The following is an 18,304-nucleotide window of genomic DNA, read 5'->3' as shown; positions in this document are numbered from 1 at the left end:
GAGCGCCTGCAACTGGAAAGCGGCAAGGAGGTGCTGGTGTTGATCAAGGCCCCCTGGGTGGACGTCACCGCCGCAGGCATCCCGGCACCCGACGCCGACAACATCCTGCCCGGCCAGATCACCCGCCTGCAACCGGGCGCCAGCCATAGCGAAGTATTGGTGACGCTGGACGGCGGCGAAGTCGTGTGCGCCACGCTGCCCAACGAAACGGTCGCACGGCAGGAATTGCACGCCGATCTGCGGGTCAACGTCAGCTTTGACGCGGACAAAGTCATTATCGCGACATTGTGCTGACCTACGCCTCAGGCCTTGACTGGCGCCACCATGCGCCTTATCCCTAAAGGCTTGACCACACCAACAGGGAATTATTATGTCATTGCTGCAAATCCGTCAGGCGCAATTTCGATTGAGCGATACCCGCACGTTACGCCTTGATGAACTGATGATATGCCAGCAACAACGCTGGGCGTTTGTCGGCGCCAACGGCAGCGGCAAATCCGCGCTGGCGCGGGCGCTCTCCGGTGAACTGGTGCTGTTGAACGGCGATCGCCAATCTCAATTTCAGCGCGTGGCGCGGTTATCGTTCGAACAGTTACAGCAATTGGTTTCGCAGGAGTGGCAGCGCAACAATACCGACATGCTGAGCGCCGACGAGGACGACACCGGCCGCACCACCGCCGAAGTTATTCAGGACGACGTGAAAGAGGCGACGCGCTGTGAACAACTGGCGGCGCAGTTCGGCATCACCCACCTGTTATCGCGACGTTTCAAATATTTGTCTACCGGCGAAACCCGTAAGGCCATGTTGTGTCAGGCATTGATGAGGCAACCGGATCTGCTGGTGCTGGACGAACCCTTCGATGGTCTGGACGTCGCCTCGCGCACACAACTGGCCGCATTGCTGACCACGCTGGCGCAGGGCGGCCAGACGATGGCGCTGATTCTCAATCGTTTTGAGGATATACCGCCGTTTATCGGGCAGGTCGGCATTCTGGCGGACTGCACGCTCACGCGCCAGGGGACGCGGGACGCGGTACTGTCCGATGTGCTGGTGTCGCAGCTGGCGCATAGCGAAGCGGTCGCCAACACCGCCCTCCCCGCAGCGGAGGATCCGACTCAACGTCCGACACTGGCCCCGGATACCGCCCGCATCCAATTACATCACGGCGTGGTGAGTTACAATGATCGCCGCATTCTGGACGATCTCTCCTGGGAGGTTCTGCCCGGCCAGCACTGGCAAATCGTTGGGCCGAACGGCGCAGGCAAATCCACGCTGTTGAGCCTGGTGACGGGCGATCATCCTCAGGGCTACAGCAACGATCTCACGTTATTCGGGCGCCGGCGCGGCAGCGGCGAAACCATCTGGGACATCAAACGCCATATCGGCTATGTCAGCAGCAGCCTGCATCTGGAATACCGGGTTAATACCAGCGTAAGCAACGTGATCATTTCCGGTTTTCTCGACTCCATCGGCATCTATCAGGCGATTTCAGATCGGCAACGTTTTCTGGCCGATCAGTGGCTATCGTTACTCGGATTAACGTCGCTGGCCGATTCGCCGTTCCATTCCCTTTCCTGGGGCCAGCAGCGCCTGATCCTGATCGTGCGGGCGCTGGTTAAACACCCCACGTTGCTGATTCTGGACGAACCGTTGCAAGGGCTCGACCCGCTCAATCGGCAGTTGATTCGGCGCTGGCTGGATATCCTGATTGGTCAGGGAGAGACGCAATTGCTGTTCGTTTCCCACCATGCGGAGGACGCCCCAGGCTGCATCACCCACCGGCTGACCTTCGTCCCTCAGGGAGACGCTTACCGTTATCAGACCGAACGCCTCTGACCTCGCGCCGGACATTCATGCTGATGAGTGTCCGGAGTGATAACGTTACCACAAAATCCCCCTTCCTCTTTTTAAATGACGAAACTACTGACGTCGTTATTTCATCGCGATATGCTGATCCCTCTACACCAGCGTCACACTGAGATTGCTTATAGTTCGGCGCTGATCACCTTTTTATACTTTTCGTCATGGTATTTTTTTAATGAAATCACATTGGAGATGTTTCTATGAAAGTCCTGATCACCGGTGGTAGCGGTTACATAGGCAGCCATACCTGCGTACAACTTATCGCAGCGGGGCACCAACCGATCATCCTCGACAATCTGTGCAACAGCAAATCCAGCGTGATCGCCGCCATCACCCGGGTCAGCGGGAAAGAACCTCTGTTTTATCAAGGTGATATTCGCGATCGCCATCTGCTGCAAACGATTTTTGCCCAGCATGACATCGACGCCGTCATCCATTTCGCCGGCCTGAAGGCGGTCGGTGAATCGGTACGTGAGCCTATCAGCTACTACGACAACAACGTCTACGGCACCCTAACGCTGGTGGACGCCATGAAGCAGGCAGGCGTCAAAACGCTGATTTTCAGCTCCTCCGCCACCGTTTACGGCGATCAGCCTCAAATCCCCTATCAAGAAAGTTTTCCCACCGGCACGCCTGCCAGCCCTTACGGCCGCAGCAAACTGATGGTGGAACAGATCCTCGCCGATCTGCAGCGCGCCGAGCCGGACTGGAGCGTGGCGCTATTGCGCTATTTCAACCCGGTAGGCGCCCATCCATCGGGCGAGATGGGCGAGGATCCGCAAGGCATCCCCAATAATCTGATGCCCTATATCGCGCAAGTCGCGGTAGGCCGCCGCGAATCGCTGGCGATTTACGGCCACGACTACCCGACGCCGGACGGCACCGGCGTGCGCGACTTCATCCACGTCGTCGATCTGGCGGATGGCCATGTCGCCGCCATGCGCGCGCTGCATCAAAAACCGGGCGTGCATATCTACAATCTGGGGGCTGGCGTCGGGTACAGCGTGTTGCAAATGGTAGATGCCTTCAGCCGGGCCTGCGGCAAACCGCTGCCCTATCATTTCGCGCCGCGGCGTGATGGCGATTTGCCCGCCTACTGGGCCGACGCCGAAAAAGCCGCCCGCGAACTGCACTGGCGCGTCAACCGCACGCTGGACGAAATGGCGGCCGATACCTGGCGTTGGCAGTCCCGCCACCCGAACGGTTTTCCCGATTGATTTGCCGATAGTCGCAAGAACGTCGGTCACGAATGAGAAAAAAGGTACCCCATGGCGCATTTTGATCCTGTCGAACATCCACATCGCCGCTACAACCCGTTGACCGGCCAATGGGTGCTGGTTTCCCCGCACCGGGCCAAACGTCCGTGGCAAGGTCAGCAGGAGACGGTCTCGTCCGATTCGCTGCCGACTCACGATCCTCAGTGTTTTCTCTGCCCCGGAAACATACGGGTGACGGGTGATAAAAACCCGGACTACCAGGGGACACATGTGTTCACCAATGATTTCGCCGCACTGATGGCGGATACGCCGCCTGCGCCGGACAGCCACGATCCATTGCTGCGCAGCCAGAGCGCGCGCGGCACCAGCCGGGTGATCTGTTTTTTCGCCGGATCACAGCAAAACGTTGCCGGAACTGCCGCTGACCGCGCTGGAACAGGTGATTGCCACCTGGCAACAGCAAAGCGACGAATTGGGGCAAACGTACCCCTGGGTGCAGGTGTTCGAGAACAAGGGCGCGGCGATGGGGTGCTCTAACCCGCATCCGCACGGGCAGATCTGGGCCAACAGCTTCCTGCCGAACGAAGCGGAACGGGAAGACCGACTGCAACGTGACTATTTCCAGCAACAGGGAACGCCGTTGCTGGTGGATTATCTGCAACGCGAGCTGCGGGAAAAAACGCGGATAGTGGTGGAAACCGATCACTGGCTGGCGGTGGTGCCCTACTGGGCGGCCTGGCCGTTCGAAACCCTGCTGCTGCCCAAAGAACAGATTCTGCGTCTGCCGGAGATCACACCGTCGCAACGCCGGGATCTGGCGCTCGCGCTGAAAAAGCTCACCAGCCGCTACGACAACCTGTTCCACACTTCGTTCCCTTACTCCATGGGCTGGCACGGCGCACCGTTCACCGACGGCGACCACAGCCACTGGCAGTTGCACGCCCACTTTTACCCGCCGCTGCTGCGCTCCGCCACGGTTCGCAAATTCATGGTGGGATACGAAATGCTGGCGGAAACCCAGCGCGATCTCACCGCCGAGCAGGCCGCCGAACGGTTGCGCGCGGTCAGCGACATTCATTATCGTGATTCAGGAGTTTCTCAATGACCTTATCCGCACGTACCCAGGCCGTGTTCCAGCAGCAGTTCGGCTATCCGCCCGCCGTCATCGTGCAAGCGCCGGGCCGGGTCAATCTGATCGGGGAACATACGGATTACAACGATGGTTTCGTGCTGCCCTGCGCCATCAACTACTGCACCACCATCAGCGCGGCGCCGCGTTCGGATCGGTTGATTCGGGTCGTGGCGGCGGACTACCACGATCAGTTGGACGAATTTTCGCTGGATGCGCCGATCGCCCCCCATCCGCATTGGCAGTGGGCCAACTATGTGCGTGGCGTCGTCAAGCACCTGCTACGCCGCAGCCCTGCTTTTGGCGGCGCGGATCTGGTCATCGGCGGCGATGTGCCGCAGGGCGCTGGGTTAAGCTCTTCCGCCTCGCTGGAAGTGGCGGTCGGCAAAGCGATCCAGACGCTATATCAACTGCCGCTGGATAACGTGGCGCTGGCGCTGAATGGACAGGAAGCGGAGAACCAGTTCGTCGGCTGCAATTGCGGCATTATGGATCAGTTGATTTCCGCGCAAGGCCAGCGAGACCATGCGCTGCTGATCGATTGCCGTTCACTGGAAACCCGCGCCGTGCCGTTGCCGAAAAATGTGGCGGTCGTCATCATCAATTCCAACGTCAAACGTGGGCTGGTAGACAGCGAATACAACACCCGCCGCGAACAGTGCGAAGCGGCCGCGCGCTACTTTCAGGTCAGTGCGCTGCGGGATGTCAGCGCAGCGGACTTCGCCGCCCGTTCAGCCGGGCTGGATCCGCTGACGGCTCGCCGTGCCCGCCATGTCATCACCGAAAACGCCCGCACGCTGGCGGCGGCCGATGCACTGGCTCTCGGCGATTTACGGCATATGGGAGAACTGATGGCCGCCTCTCATGCTTCCATGCGAGATGATTTTGAGATCACCGTTCCGCCGATTGATACCCTGGTGGAGATCGTCAAATCCGTCATCGGCGCCGAAGGCGGCGTGCGGATGACCGGCGGCGGGTTCGGCGGTTGCGTCGTGGCGCTGGTTCCTGCGCATCTGGCCGATGTAGTGCAAAACACGGTGGCGCTCGAGTACCCTCAACGCACTGGGCTGCAACCAACCTGTTACGTTTGTCAGGCTTCGCCGGGAGCAGGTTATGTCGAGTGACCTTACCGAAACTACCGAGCTAGCGCCGGATGGGCGGCCTTTTCAGCTCGTCACGCTGCGCAACCGCGCGGGTATGCACGTCACACTGATGGACTGGGGAGCCACCTGGCTCTCCTGCCAAATCCCCTTGTCCGACACGGAAACACGAGAGATCCTGCTCGGTTGTGCGCCGGTGCAGTATCCACAGCAAAATGCCTACCTCGGCGCGTCCGTCGGCCGTTATGCCAACCGTATTGCCCGCGCCACGCTGCACTACGACGGCAATGACATTGCACTCGCCGCCAATCAGGGTCGTCACCAACTGCACGGCGGCCCGGACGGTTTTCATGCCCGCCGCTGGCAAATACTGCAACGGGATGAGCGACAAGTGGTCTATCAGCTTCATTCACCGGACGGCGATCAGGGATTCCCCGGCGCGTTGACGGCGCAGGTGCGCTATCAACTGACCGAGCAGAATGCGCTGGAAATCGACTATCAGGCGGTGGTGGATCAGCCCTGCCCGGTCTGTTTAACCAACCATGCCTATTTCAACCTGGACGGTCGTCGTTCCGACGCCCGGCAGCACCAACTGCAAATTATGGCGGATTACTACCTGCCGGTGGATAGCGAAGGCATCCCCCTTAACGGACTGAAAGCGGTACAGGGCGGCAGTTTCGACTTCCGTCATCCTAAAACGCTGCTGAAAGATTTTATGATCGATCGGGATCAGCAGGCCGTCAGCGGCTACGATCACGCCTTTCTGTTGCACCGCACCTGCGGCTCCAGCGAAAGCCCGGCAGCCAGGCTGTGGTCTGCCGACGGTCGGCTGGAACTGGCGGTGTATACCAGCGCCCCGGCGCTGCAGTTGTATAGCGGCAATTTTCTGACCGGCACCCCGACGCGGGAAGGCGGCCGTTACCCGAATTTCGCCGGCATCGCGCTGGAGAGCGAGTTTCTGCCGGACAGCCCGCATCACCCCGACTGGCCACAGCCCGATTGCTGGTTGAAGCCCGGCAAACGCTATCATTCTCTCACCACCTACGCGCTGAGCATTCATCCCTGACGGTATGCCGGAGAGCCTCGCTTTCCGGCGCTTTACAAAACTCTTCAATTTGTTGCTTGCTGTAAGGTTTTTCAGACTTTTACACTGGCGCTAGTTTTTATTCGGACACTTGCCATGACTACACGCCACTCAGCGTCTCTCAGCTACCGGCATCTGCGTTACACCAGCAGATGGGGTTGGCTGTTGGCGCTGTGCTGGCTGTTGCTGAATACCCAACTGGCGGTGGCGAGTCACGCATGTTCGTTGTCGATTGTCGCCGCGCCGGCGGTCATCCAGCACCAGGCCCATACCCAGCCGTCCGGCATGACGATGAACCACAACATGGCGGACAGCACGCCGGTGGCGAATACGGCTGACGCCGGCCCGTTGTGCGACAAACACTGCCTGCCGGACTCCGCCAGCCAGGATACGCCGTCCATCGCCTTGCTGGCGCTGCCGACCGAGACCGAACTACAACTCGCCCTCCCGGCGTCTACACTCGTGGTTGCCGGGCCGGATTGGTTTACCCCTCCTGTTATAGGGCCGCCGGCGGAAATACGTTTCTGCCGTTTCAGAGAATAGCTCTCCCGATGAATAACCCGTTATGCGCGTTTCTGCGCAGGCCTTTTGTTATTTATCGATTTGATCTTTGGAGCTATTTATCATGCGTACCACCTTTTTCGTCATCTCTGCCCTGTTTTTCTCCACGCCGCTACTGGCGGAACAAACACAGCAACCCACTCACGACATGGCCGGCATGAACCACAGCGGTATGAATCATGGCGACATGTCGTCCATGAATCACGCGGCGGCGGCCCTCTACCAAACCACCGGCACCGTAAAACAGTGGCGTGCTGACGGCGTCACGCTGGCGCACGCCGCGGTTCCCGCGCTGCGCTGGCCCGCCATGACCATGACGTTCAAACTGCCGGCGGATCGGCAATGGTCGCCGTTGCCGCAGGGCACCGCAGTCAATTTCAGCTTCGTTCAAGACGCAGACGGCTACACCCTGACGGCCATCACGCCACAACAGCATTAACGGAGAACACCATGCAAACACGCAGCTTCCGCGCCACACGCGCGTGGCTGGCGATGTTGCTGTGGCTGCCCGTCGCGGGCTTCGCGGCGGATCTGGATCTGGAGGGGGCATTACAGGCGGCGGAGCGTTATTCCGCCGATCTGTCCGCTAACCAGCACCGGATCAGCGCGCTACAGAACATGGCCGTCTCCGCCACGCAATTGCCCGATCCGCAACTGAAATACGGGATCGAAAACATTCCGCTCGGCGGCAATAACACCAGCCGCCTGACGCGGGAAAGCATGACCATGCAACGTATCGGCATCATGCAGACCTATGTCAGCAGTACCAAACGCGCACGCAAATCGCAGGTGATTCAGGCCGAGGCCGACAGCGTCAAGAGCAACAACGATACAGTACGCGCACGGCTGCAGCGGGAAACCGCACAAGCCTGGCTGGATCTGGCGCTCTCGCATCAGACGTTGCAGGAGGTGCAATCGCTGGTCGATGAAAGCCAGCGTCAGGTGGCCTTGCAGAAGGCGGGGGTAGCGGCCGGCGGCGAGAGCAGCCGGGTGCTGGACGCTCGGCTTACGCTGCTCGCCATGCGCAACCAGTTGGAAGACGCCAGGCGGGACGTTCAGGTGGCTCAGGCCCGGTTGACCCAATTAACCGGCGTCGACGCTATCCATACACGCGGCCCGCTGCCGCGTATCGAACGTCTGCCCGCCTCACCGCACGAACTGCAGGCGGCGATCCCTCAACACCCGGAAATGCGGGAAGCCGAACAGGAAACCCGTCTGGCACAAGCGCGCGCCGCGCAATCGGCAGTCGCGGCGACCCCGGATATCGGCGTGGAAGTCTACTATGGGCGTCGCGGCAACAACTTCGACGACATGGCCGGAATTGAAATCAGCGTCGACCTGCCGCTGTTCCAGTCTACACGTCAAGATCGCGACCATGCCGCTGACCTCTCCCGGTCGATGGAAGCCCGCGATCGGACGCTGACGACCGAACGGGAGCATCAGGTGCTGCTGGATACGCTGCTGGCGCAATATCAGGCGGCGCAGGCCCGATGGCAACGACAACGCGACGAGGTGCTGCCGCTACAACAGCAACGTCTGCGTCTGTTGCAAAGCCAGTACCAGAGCGGCGCCAGCGATCTGGCCAGTATCCTCGAAGCACGCCGCAGCCTGCTGGACAGCCGCATTCGCCACCCAGAATGCCGCCAGAGACATGGCCAACCTGTGGGCAGCCATACGCTACCTGACACCACAAGGAACCCCCGCAAGATGAACCGAACTTTCACTGTCAGCCTGCTCGTCGTCGCGCTGGCGGCGGCTACCGCCGGTTACTACGTGGGGCAGGGTGCGAACGCCGTCAGCGCCCCGCCCGCCGCCGCGAGCGGAGCGGGCCAGGACGCCGGACGGAAGGTGCTCTACTGGTATGACCCGATGTCGCCGGGCGCTCGTTTCGACCAACCCGGTCAATCCCCGTTTATGGATATGCCGCTGGTGCCGCGCTACGCCGATGACGTACAGGATAACGGCGGCGTCGCCGTCAGCCCCCGTCAACAACAAAATCTGGGGGTGCGTACCGCTAAAGCGGAAATCCGCACGTTCCAGCCGCAGCTATCCGGTTACGGTACCGTCGCCGTCAATGAACGCGGCTTGCGCACGCTGGTTGCCCCCAGCGGCGGCATCGTCGAACAGCTCTATGTCAATGCGGTGCAACAGCAAGTGCGCAAAGGCCAGGCGTTGGCGGTGCTGTGGAACCCCGCCTGGGCGGCGGCGCAGCAGGAATATCTGGCGGTACGCCAGTTGGGCGATGCTGAACTGACCCAGGCGGCGCGGCAAAAACTATCGCTGCAATTCATGCCAGATAGCGTGATCCGACAGGTGGAACGCAGCGGCAAACCCCAACCGCGCCTGACGATCAACGCGCCGATAGAGGGGTACATCAACCGGCTGGAGGTGCGAGCCGGTACGCAACTGACGCCCGCACAACCGCTGTTTGAACTGGCCGGTTACGATCCGGTATGGGTAGAGGTGGAATATCCGGAATCACAGGCCGCCGGGATGACGCTCGGTGCGCCGATGACCGCCGCCAGCAGCGCCTGGCCGGGCGAAACATTTACCGGCCGCATCGCCGAGTTGCTGCCTCAGTTGGACAACGCCACCCGGACACTAAAAGCCAGGGTCGAGTTGCACAATACACAACAACGCCTCAAGCCCGGTATGTACCTGACGGTTCAGCTAACCGAGCGCCAAAACCGTCAGGCGCTGATGATCCCGCAGGAAGCGCTGCTGCTCAGCAGCCGCCAGAATCGGGTATTGCTGAGCGACGGCAACGGTTACTTTACGCCGCGACAGGTACAGATTGGCGCTACGCAGGACGGTTTCGCCGAAGTGCTCTCCGGGTTGAATGCCGGTGATACCGTGGTGACATCCGGCCAGTTCCTGATCGACTCCGAAGCCAGCCTGCGCAGTTCGTTGAGCCAAATGCGCGACGCGCCTGCCGTTAACGCTCAACCCACCTCAGTGGCGACGCCGTCTTACCAAACCCGTGGCCTCGTTAAGGCCATTAACGGCAAACAAGTGACCCTTGCCCACGAAGCCGTGCCGGAGCTCGGCTGGTCGCCGATGACCATGGACTTTACCTACGTCGGCGATGCGCTACCCGCCGCAGTACAGCCCGGCAGCCAGGTTATGTTTCATTTCAGTCTGGATGATGACGGCGCGCATCTGCTGGACATCATGCCCGCCGAACACGGAGGCCACCCATGATCGCCTGGATTATTCGCTGGTCGATAAGAAACCGTTTTCTGGTGCTGATCGCCACACTGCTGATGGCGGCGTGGGGCATCATCGCATTGCAGAAAACACCGCTCGACGCCCTGCCCGATCTCTCTGATGTGCAGGTCATCATTCGCGTCAGCTACCCCGGCAAGGCGCCGCAGGTGGTGGAGAATCAGGTGACTTACCCGCTCACCACCACCATGCTGTCCGTACCCGGCGCCAAAACCGTGCGCGGCTTTTCCATGTTCGGCGACGCCTACGTCTACGTGCTGTTCGAAGACGGTACCGATCCCTACTGGGCCCGCTCCCGGGTGCTGGAATATTTAAGCCAGGCGCAATCTACCCTGCCGGGCGAAGCCAAAGCGTCGCTCGGGCCGGATGCCACCGGTGTCGGCTGGATCTTCGAATACGCGCTGGTCGATCGCACAGGCAAGCGCAATCTCGCCGATCTGCGCGCGCTACAGGATTGGTTGTTGAAGTTCGAACTGAAAACCGTCCCCAACGTGGCGGAGGTCGCCAGCATCGGCGGCATGGTGCGGCAATATCAGGTGGTGCTCAACCCGGAACGGTTGCGCGCCCAGAACATTACCCACCAGCAGGTGATTGACGCGCTGCAAGCCGCCAACCAGGAAAGCGGCGGTTCGGTGATCGAAATGGGCGAAGCGGAATACATGGTGCGCACCTCCGGGTATCTGCTTAAACCGGAAGATTTCCGCCATGTGGTCATCACCCTGCGTGCGGGGATCCCCATTCTGCTGCAAGATGTGGCTGAACTGCGTCAGGGCCCGGAGATGCGACGCGGGGTAGCGGAACTGAACGGGGAAGGCGAAGTCGCGGGCGGCGTGGTGATCTTGCGTTCCGGCAAGAACGCGCTGGAAACCCTGCATGCGGTCAAATCCCGGTTGCAACAGATCCAGCAAAGCCTGCCGCCGGGCGTGGAGATCGTTACCGCCTACGACCGCTCGCCGCTGATTGAACGCGCGATCTCCACCCTCAGCCAGAAACTGCTGGAAGAGTTCATCGTCGTGGCGCTGATCTGTTCGCTGTTCCTGTTCCATTTCCGCTCGTCGCTGGTAGCGATCATCAGTTTGCCGCTGGGCATTCTGGGGGCATTCATCGTGATGCACTATCAGGGCATCAACGCCAATATTATGTCGCTCGGCGGCATCGCCATCGCTATCGGCGCCATGGTGGACGCCGCCATCGTGATGATCGAAAACATGCACAAAGTGGTGGAGCAATGGCGACATCAGCATCCGGATGAGGAGCCCGCCGCAGATACCTGGTGGGCGCTGGCAACTCAGGCGGCTACCGAAGTCGGCCCGGCGCTATTCTGCAGCCTGCTTATCATCACGCTGTCGTTCATTCCGGTGTTCTCGCTGGAAGCGCAGGAAGGCCGCATGTTTTCGCCGCTGGCGTTCACCAAGACCTACGCCATGGCGGTCTCCGCCGGATTAGGCATCACGCTGGTACCGGTACTGATGGGGTATTTTGTCCGCGGCCGGATCCCCGATGAGCAATCCAACCCCATCAACCGCTGGCTGATCGCCGGTTATCAGCCGGTGCTGGAACAGGTGCTGCGCTTTCCCAAAACCACGCTGGCCGTTTCCGCGGTATTGCTGCTGCTGACGCTGTATCCCTTGAGCAAGCTGGGCAGCGAATTCATGCCGCCGCTGGACGAAGGCGACCTGCTGTATATGCCTTCCACGCTGCCCGGCATTTCGCCGCGCGAAGCGGCAAGGCTGTTGCAGCAAACCGACCGGCTCATCAAAACCGTGCCGGAGGTGGATACCGTGTTCGGTAAGGCCGGGCGAGCAGACAGCGCCACCGACCCGGCGCCGCTGACCATGATGGAAACCACCATCCGGCTCAAACCGAAGGATCAATGGCGCCCCGGCATGACCATGGACAAACTGATTGCCGAGCTCGATCGCACCGTCAATATTCCCGGCATCGCCAACGTCTGGGTTCCGCCCATCCGCAACCGGCTCGACATGCTGGCGACCGGCATCAAAAGCCCGGTTGGCATCAAAGTCAACGGCGATAATCTGCACGATATCGAGCAGGTCGCCGCGCATATCGAGCAGGTGGTGAAACAGGTGCCGGGCGTGACGTCGGCGCTGGCGGAACGCCTCTCCGGCGGACGTTATATCGATGTTGATATCGACCGAGTACGAGCAGCGCGTTACGGCGTGTCAGTGCAGGAGTTGCAATCGATGGTGTCGACGCTGATTGGCGGGCAAAACATCGGCGAAACGATCGAGGGGCGGCAACGCTATCCCATCAACGTGCGCTACCCACGAGAGATTCGCGATTCCGTCGAGGCGGTGCGCAATCTGCCGGTCGTTACGCGCAGCGGCGCGCGCGTAACGCTGTCTGAGCTGGCCGATATACGAATCAGCGAAGGGCCGCCGATGCTGAAAAGCGAAAACAGCCGTCTGTCCAACTGGATTTATGTCGACCTGCGCGGCCGCGACCTGAAATCCGCTGTCGAGGACATGCAGCAGCAGGTCGCCCGCCAGGTGACGTTGCCGCAAGGGGTCTCGGTGAGCTGGTCCGGGCAGTTTGAGTATCTGGAACGTGCGACCGAGAAAATGAAACTGGTGGTGCCCTTCACGCTACTGATCATTTTCATCCTGCTGTACGTGACCTTCGGCAAGATCAAGGATGCGTTGCTGATCATGGGCACGCTGCCTTTTGCGTTGATCGGCGGCGTCTGGTTGCTCTACGGGCTAGGCTATAATTTGTCCGTCGCCGGTGCGGTGGGGTTTATCGCCCTGGCGGGCGTCGCCGCCGAATTCGGCGTCATCATGCTGTTGTATTTGAATCATGCCGTGGAAAAATACCGTCGGCCGGAGAGTCCGTTGCAGTACGATCAACTGCTGACGGCCATTCGCGAAGGTGCGGTGCTCAGAGTCCGGCCCAAAATGATGACTGTCGCCACTATTATGGCGGGCCTGCTGCCCATCATGCGCGGCGGCGGCACCGGGTCGGAAATCATGCAGCGCATCGCCGCCCCGATGATGGGCGGCATGATCAGCGCGCCGTTGTTATCCATGTTGGTCATACCCGCGGTGTTCTTATTGTTGCATCGACCGTCTCGGCGCGAAGACAAAAGCTGAACCGATCAAGCTACCGGTATTAGTGCGATTCCGGTAGCTGTTCACCCCCGAGTGAGACGTGCGACTGACGATTGCCGATAACCGTATTCCGGCCCTATAATGGGCGCAGTTATCATAGAAATCTTAGGATCTGAAGGAGTTTAAAGCTATGGCAGTAACTAAGCTGGTACTGGTACGACATGGTGAAAGCCAGTGGAACCAAGAAAACCGCTTCACCGGCTGGATGGACGTTGAACTGTCCGAAAAAGGTGTTGGCGAAGCAAAGCAGGCTGGTCAGCTGCTGAAAAAAGAAGGCTTCGCTTTCGATTTCGCGTACACCTCCGTGCTGAAACGCGCCATCCACACCCTGTGGAATATCCTGGACGAAATCGATCAGGCTTGGCTGCCGGTAGAAAAATGCTGGAAACTGAACGAGCGTCATTACGGTGCGCTGCAAGGCCTGAACAAGGCTGAAACCGCAGAAAAATACGGTGACGACCAGGTTAAACTGTGGCGTCGCGGCTTTGCGGTGACTCCGCCGGAACTGACTCGTGATGATGAACGCTTCCCAGGCCACGACCCGCGTTATGCATCCCTGAGCGATAAAGAACTGCCGCAAACCGAAAGCCTGGCGCTGACCATCGAGCGCGTAGTGCCGTTCTGGAACGAAAGCATTCTGCCGCGTCTGAAGTCCGGCGAACGCATCATCATCGCCGCTCATGGCAACTCTCTGCGTGCGCTGGTGAAATACCTGGATAACCTGAGCGAAGAAGAAATCCTTGAGCTCAACATCCCGACCGCCGTTCCGCTGGTGTATGAATTCGACGAAAACTTCAAACCGATCAAGCACTACTATCTGGGCGACGCTGACGAAATCGCAGCTAAAGCCGCAGCAGTCGCGAATCAGGGCAAAGCGAAGTAATTCGTAGCGACAAAAAAACCCGGCAATGCCGGGTTTTTTATTGTCACGACGGTTAAACCATATCAACCACGACGTTGACGTACAGCTGCGGCTAACTGGCGCAGCAACGTCTCGGTATCATCCCAGCCAATACAAGCGTCTGTCACGCTCTTGCCGTAAACCAACGGCTCGCCGCCGTCCAGATTCTGGTTGCCTTCAACCAGATGACTTTCCACCATCACACCGATAATGGACTGCTCGCCACCTGCAATTTGGCGGGAAACGTCTTCGCAGACATCCATTTGTTTCTTGAATTGCTTGCTGCTGTTGGCATGACTGAAATCGATCATAACCTGCTGCGGCAGACCGGCCTTTTCCAACCCTTCCTTGACCGCTTTCACATGCTCTGCGCTGTAGTTCGGCGCTTTACCGCCGCGCAGGATGATGTGACAGTCATGGTTGCCGCTGGTATTAACGATTGCCGAATGCCCCCACTTGGTCACAGACAGGAAGCAGTGCGGCGCACGCGCAGCGTTGATGGCGTCAATCGCCACCTTGATCGTACCGTCGGTGCCATTTTTAAAACCAACCGGGCAGGACAGACCAGACGCCAGCTCACGGTGAACCTGGGATTCAGTGGTACGAGCGCCAATCGCCCCCCAACTCATCAGATCCGCCATATACTGCGGCGTGATCATATCCAGAAACTCGCCGGCAGCAGGTAGGCCGGTGTCATTGATATCCAGCAACAGTTGACGCGCAATACGCAGCCCATCGTTAATCTGAAAACTGTTGTTCATATGCGGATCATTGATCAACCCCTTCCAGCCCACGGTGGTACGCGGTTTTTCGAAGTAGACGCGCATGACGACTTCCAGATCGCCGTCCAGCTCCTGACGTAGTTTCAACAGACCCGCTGCGTACTCTTTCGCTGCTTTCGGATCGTGGATCGAGCACGGGCCGATAACCACCAGCAGGCGATCGTCATTGCCTTTCAGGATGTTGTGAATGGCGTTACGTGCTGCAAACACGGTGTGGGCTGCACGTTCTGTGGCGGGAAATTTCTCCAGCAGTGCAACCGGAGGCAAAAGCTCTTTGATTTCTTTGATTCTCAAATCGTCGTTCTGATAATTCATAGTGTTTCCATTACTCCTGACGTCGCCGTTTATCGTGCTGAACGTTCAGAGCAAGTCGAAGCGGATAAAAAAGGTCGCCGTCCATATTGCAGGCTGGTCGTTATAAGTCAAGCGAATCACGCTACCCCCCACAAACCCTATTGTTGCCGTCATGACGCTAAATGGCCGAAGGGAAAAGCCCCGCATTAATGGGAGCGGACAAGGGGCCGTGAATCATGTTCCCGAGCGCTCTTTATCCATAACCAGGAGCCGTTGAGCGCAATCAGCGTCAATACCAGATACTGAATGGACATGGCGTACACGCCCTGACAGGCGAAAATCACCACGCTTATCACATCGATAACGACCCACAGCAGCCAGTTTTCCACATACTTGCGCGTCATCAGGATCATCGCCACCACCGACAACACCGTCATGGCGGAATCCCAGAATGGAAATGCGTCCGGCTGCAACTGCGGCATCGCAACCTCAAGACCGCTGAAAACCATCAATGCCACCGCCATCCGGGTCAGCATGGCGAAAAACGGATCGATAAACAGCGTCATCAGGATAATGGCAACCAGGCTCCCACATCCCCAGCCCAACGCCTGCGATAGCGACAGCCAACGAACCCGCAGCTCTGATTCGTTGTCGTCAGTCGTTCGACTCCACGCATACCAGCCATACAGGTTGGCGACGATGAAAAAGATTTGCAGCAGCAAACTGGCATACAGTTGAATTTGAAAAAAGATCAGTGCGAACAACGTGACATTCAGTAAACCGAACAGGTAATTGATGGTTTTCTCCAGGCTGGCCAGCCAGATACAAAGCAAACCAAACAGCGTTCCGAATGCTTCAACCCAGGAGAGATCATAACCGTTAGCCCCTAAAGGAATATGAATCAAGATGTTATTGGTGCTGAAAAAATCCATTGCTGCTCCATCAGAAATAAAGATCATGTGCGGCGTTGGCCGCACATATTTGCTCCATTGCGCAGGCAATGCGGCATCGGCTGAAAACCAGAATCAGGATTTCAGCGTAGCAGCGAACGCCAGCATACGATTCAGCGGCAACAAAGCTTTTTCCCTCACCCCTGCCGCTACCTGAATTTCGTGTTCGCCCCCATCGGCAACCAGCGCTGAAAAAATGGCCTGTACCCCATTCATCGCCATCCAAGGGCAATGGGCGCAACTACGGCATGTTGCCCCTTCGCCCGCCGTCGGCGCCTCAATCAGCACTTTCTCCGGACAAGCTTGCTGCATTTTGTAGAAAATGCCCCGATCAGTCGCCACGATTAACTCGCGGTGCGGAAGCGTTTTGGCGGCGTTGATCAACTGACTGGTTGAACCCACCGCATCCGCCATCTCCACCACACTTTGCGGCGATTCAGGATGCACGAGCACAGCAGCCTGCGGATACAGCGCCTTCATTCGCGCCAACGCCTGAGTCTTGAACTCGTCGTGCACGATACAAGCTCCCTGCCAACAAAGGATATCGGCCCCCGTCTGCTTCTGCACGTAGCTGCCCAGATGACGATCCGGCGCCCATATCAACTTTTCGCCCAGGCTGTCCAGATGTTCAATCAGCTCAACGGCAATACTTGACGTCACCACCCAATCCGCCCGAGCCTTTACCTCCGCCGAGGTGTTGGCGTAAACCACCACCGTTCGTTCCGGATGGCTATCGCAGAATGCGTTGAATTGCTCTATCGGGCACCCCAGATCCAAAGAACATTCCGCCGCCAGCGTCGGCATCAATACTGTTTTTTCCGGGTTCAGGATCTTGGCCGTTTCCCCCATAAAACGAACCCCGGCCACGATTAACGTCGTCGCCGGATGAAGGCTGCCAAAACGCGCCATTTCCAGCGAATCCGCTACGCATCCTCCGGTTTCCTCCGCCAATGCCTGAATGTCTGGGTCGGTATAGTAATGGGCTACCAGCACGGCATTACGCTCGGCAAGCAACGTCTTGATACGCTCCCGGTAATATTGTTTCTCTTGTTCAGAAAGCAGTTTCGGACGAGGAGGAAAAGGATAGTCAAGGATCGGATTTTCGAAAAACAGGCTCATAGTGAATTCCGTGCAGTCATCCAGGAGGGAATAAATTGTTTTATATACTAAACAAATTACCGCAAAAACCGGCATTCGTCCGCTATTTTTTCTCTGCCAACGGGATTTTAGTTTAATTTATTAAAAAACATGTGCTCACCTAATCCCGCCTTTACCGTCATTGATATAAAAAACGCTTTGCCGCTGGCAGAACCAACAACAAAGCGCTCAATAGTCAGATCAGGAAAACAAACGATGCCAGTACAAGGAAAGGGGGATAATCAGCACCAGTGCCGGCAGGAAATTTACCACCGCGAACGTTTTGATCTGAGCAATACGCAGCCCGACGGCCATCATCACAATTCCACCGCAGGCAGCAAAATCACCCATCGTGATATCCGTCATCAGCGGCATAAGTAGCTTGGCGGAAAAGAACAGCAGCGACTGAACAATAAACTGAGGAACCGCAATCGATACCACCGCCAACCCCAACGTTATGGCAAAAATCAGCGCAGTGAAAATATCCAACGCCGATTTGATCAGCAGCAATTGGTAATCACCATTCAACCCTTCCGTCAACGCGCCGACAACGCCAGTACCACTGGCGCAAAACAACACGATCAGAGCGGTAAAATTCTGCGTATAGACATCCTGAGGAAGCCCGTGTTCAGGCTGTGGAACAAAACCACTTAGCGTTTTCTCTATCAGCACAGCCCCTTTTTGCACGCCCGCTTCAAGACATAGCAACTCTCCAATACCCACGCCAAGAATAATTGCTAAAGCGACAGCCGGTAATTGATGCACCTTCACCACCAATGTCACCCCCATGGCAATCGATACCATGGCAAATGCAGGCGGTAAGCCATCGCGCATGCGTTGGGGGATAAAACGGCGTAATGCAACACCCAGCGAACCACCGATAAGGATGGCGGCACCATTAATACAAGGTCCAATCATGGATACAATTCCCT

The 18,304-nt window shown here is 58.3% G+C and carries 14 protein-coding genes and 2 pseudogenes; 12 read left to right on the top strand and 4 right to left on the bottom strand.

The features are described from left to right. The 12 genes and pseudogenes from DPA2511_RS22655 to gpmA all read left to right on the top strand — a co-directional run. On the top strand, positions 1 to 294 hold a 294-nt coding region (locus tag DPA2511_RS22655), incomplete at its 5' end, for a TOBE domain-containing protein (RefSeq protein WP_155961691.1). Positions 295 to 370: 76 nt separating this feature from the next. Beyond that, entirely contained in the window at positions 371 to 1,837 is a 1,467-nt protein-coding gene (gene modF / locus DPA2511_RS06040) for a molybdate ABC transporter ATP-binding protein ModF (RefSeq protein WP_012764795.1), read from the top strand. 227 nt (positions 1,838 to 2,064) lie between these two features. Continuing rightward, positions 2,065 to 3,081, top strand: a complete 1,017-nt coding sequence (gene galE / locus DPA2511_RS06035; protein ID WP_012764794.1) for a UDP-glucose 4-epimerase GalE — start codon at positions 2,065 to 2,067, stop codon at positions 3,079 to 3,081. A gap of 51 nt (positions 3,082 to 3,132) precedes the next feature. Then, positions 3,133 to 4,186: pseudogene (gene galT / locus DPA2511_RS21135) on the top strand (galactose-1-phosphate uridylyltransferase). Beyond that, on the top strand, positions 4,183 to 5,334 hold the full coding sequence (gene galK, locus DPA2511_RS06025; RefSeq protein WP_012764792.1) for a galactokinase: 1,152 nt from the start codon (positions 4,183 to 4,185) through the stop codon (positions 5,332 to 5,334). The pseudogene galT and the gene galK overlap by 4 nt, the downstream one beginning before the upstream one ends. Continuing rightward, positions 5,324 to 6,376 carry a galactose-1-epimerase gene (gene galM / locus DPA2511_RS06020; protein ID WP_012764791.1) on the top strand — a complete coding sequence of 351 codons (1,053 nt, stop codon included), beginning with the start codon at positions 5,324 to 5,326 and terminating at the stop codon, positions 6,374 to 6,376. Before galK ends, galM begins: the two co-directional genes overlap by 11 nt. Positions 6,377 to 6,490: 114 nt before the next feature. Further along, positions 6,491 to 6,937, top strand: a complete 447-nt coding sequence (locus tag DPA2511_RS06015) for a hypothetical protein (RefSeq protein WP_012764790.1) — start codon at positions 6,491 to 6,493, stop codon at positions 6,935 to 6,937. Between the two features lie 82 nt (positions 6,938 to 7,019). Continuing rightward, on the top strand, positions 7,020 to 7,394 hold the full coding sequence (locus tag DPA2511_RS06010; RefSeq protein WP_012764789.1) for a copper-binding protein: 375 nt from the start codon (positions 7,020 to 7,022) through the stop codon (positions 7,392 to 7,394). An 11-nt stretch (positions 7,395 to 7,405) separates the two neighbouring features. Further along, positions 7,406 to 8,666 (top strand): annotated as a pseudogene (locus DPA2511_RS21130) (TolC family protein). Beyond that, on the top strand, positions 8,663 to 10,156 hold the full coding sequence (locus DPA2511_RS06000) for an efflux RND transporter periplasmic adaptor subunit (protein WP_012764787.1): 1,494 nt from the start codon (positions 8,663 to 8,665) through the stop codon (positions 10,154 to 10,156). Before DPA2511_RS21130 ends, DPA2511_RS06000 begins: the two are co-directional and overlap by 4 nt. After that, the gene (locus DPA2511_RS05995; RefSeq protein ID WP_012764786.1) at positions 10,153 to 13,290 is read left to right on the top strand and encodes an efflux RND transporter permease subunit; all 3,138 of its coding nucleotides are present in this window, start codon (positions 10,153 to 10,155) and stop codon (positions 13,288 to 13,290) included. The genes DPA2511_RS06000 and DPA2511_RS05995 overlap by 4 nt, the downstream gene beginning before the upstream one ends. Before the next feature lie 148 nt (positions 13,291 to 13,438). Then, entirely contained in the window at positions 13,439 to 14,191 is a 753-nt protein-coding gene (gene gpmA / locus DPA2511_RS05990; RefSeq protein ID WP_012764785.1) for a 2,3-diphosphoglycerate-dependent phosphoglycerate mutase, read from the top strand. 62 nt (positions 14,192 to 14,253) lie between these two features. Here gpmA and aroG read toward each other — a convergent pair whose 3' ends face one another. From aroG to DPA2511_RS05970, 4 genes are all read right to left on the bottom strand, one after another. Then, positions 14,254 to 15,306 carry a 3-deoxy-7-phosphoheptulonate synthase AroG gene (gene aroG / locus DPA2511_RS05985; protein WP_012764784.1) on the bottom strand — a complete coding sequence of 351 codons (1,053 nt, stop codon included), beginning with the start codon at positions 15,304 to 15,306 and terminating at the stop codon, positions 14,254 to 14,256. 185 nt (positions 15,307 to 15,491) lie between these two features. Next, positions 15,492 to 16,217, bottom strand: coding sequence for a nicotinamide riboside transporter PnuC (pnuC, locus tag DPA2511_RS05980; protein ID WP_012764783.1), 726 nt, complete (start codon positions 16,215 to 16,217; stop codon positions 15,492 to 15,494). A 93-nt stretch (positions 16,218 to 16,310) separates the two neighbouring features. After that, positions 16,311 to 17,354, bottom strand: a complete 1,044-nt coding sequence (nadA, locus tag DPA2511_RS05975) for a quinolinate synthase NadA (protein ID WP_012764782.1) — start codon at positions 17,352 to 17,354, stop codon at positions 16,311 to 16,313. A gap of 219 nt (positions 17,355 to 17,573) precedes the next feature. Continuing rightward, positions 17,574 to 18,290 carry a DUF554 domain-containing protein gene (locus tag DPA2511_RS05970; RefSeq protein WP_012764781.1) on the bottom strand — a complete coding sequence of 239 codons (717 nt, stop codon included), beginning with the start codon at positions 18,288 to 18,290 and terminating at the stop codon, positions 17,574 to 17,576. Positions 18,291 to 18,304: the final 14 nt, after the last annotated feature.

Origin of the sequence: Musicola paradisiaca NCPPB 2511, assembly GCF_000400505.1 — a bacterium.
GTDB lineage: Bacteria > Pseudomonadota > Gammaproteobacteria > Enterobacterales > Enterobacteriaceae > Musicola > Musicola paradisiaca.
The sequence above is the reverse complement of the archived record's forward strand: the minus strand, read 5'-3'. Positions and strand labels throughout refer to the sequence as shown.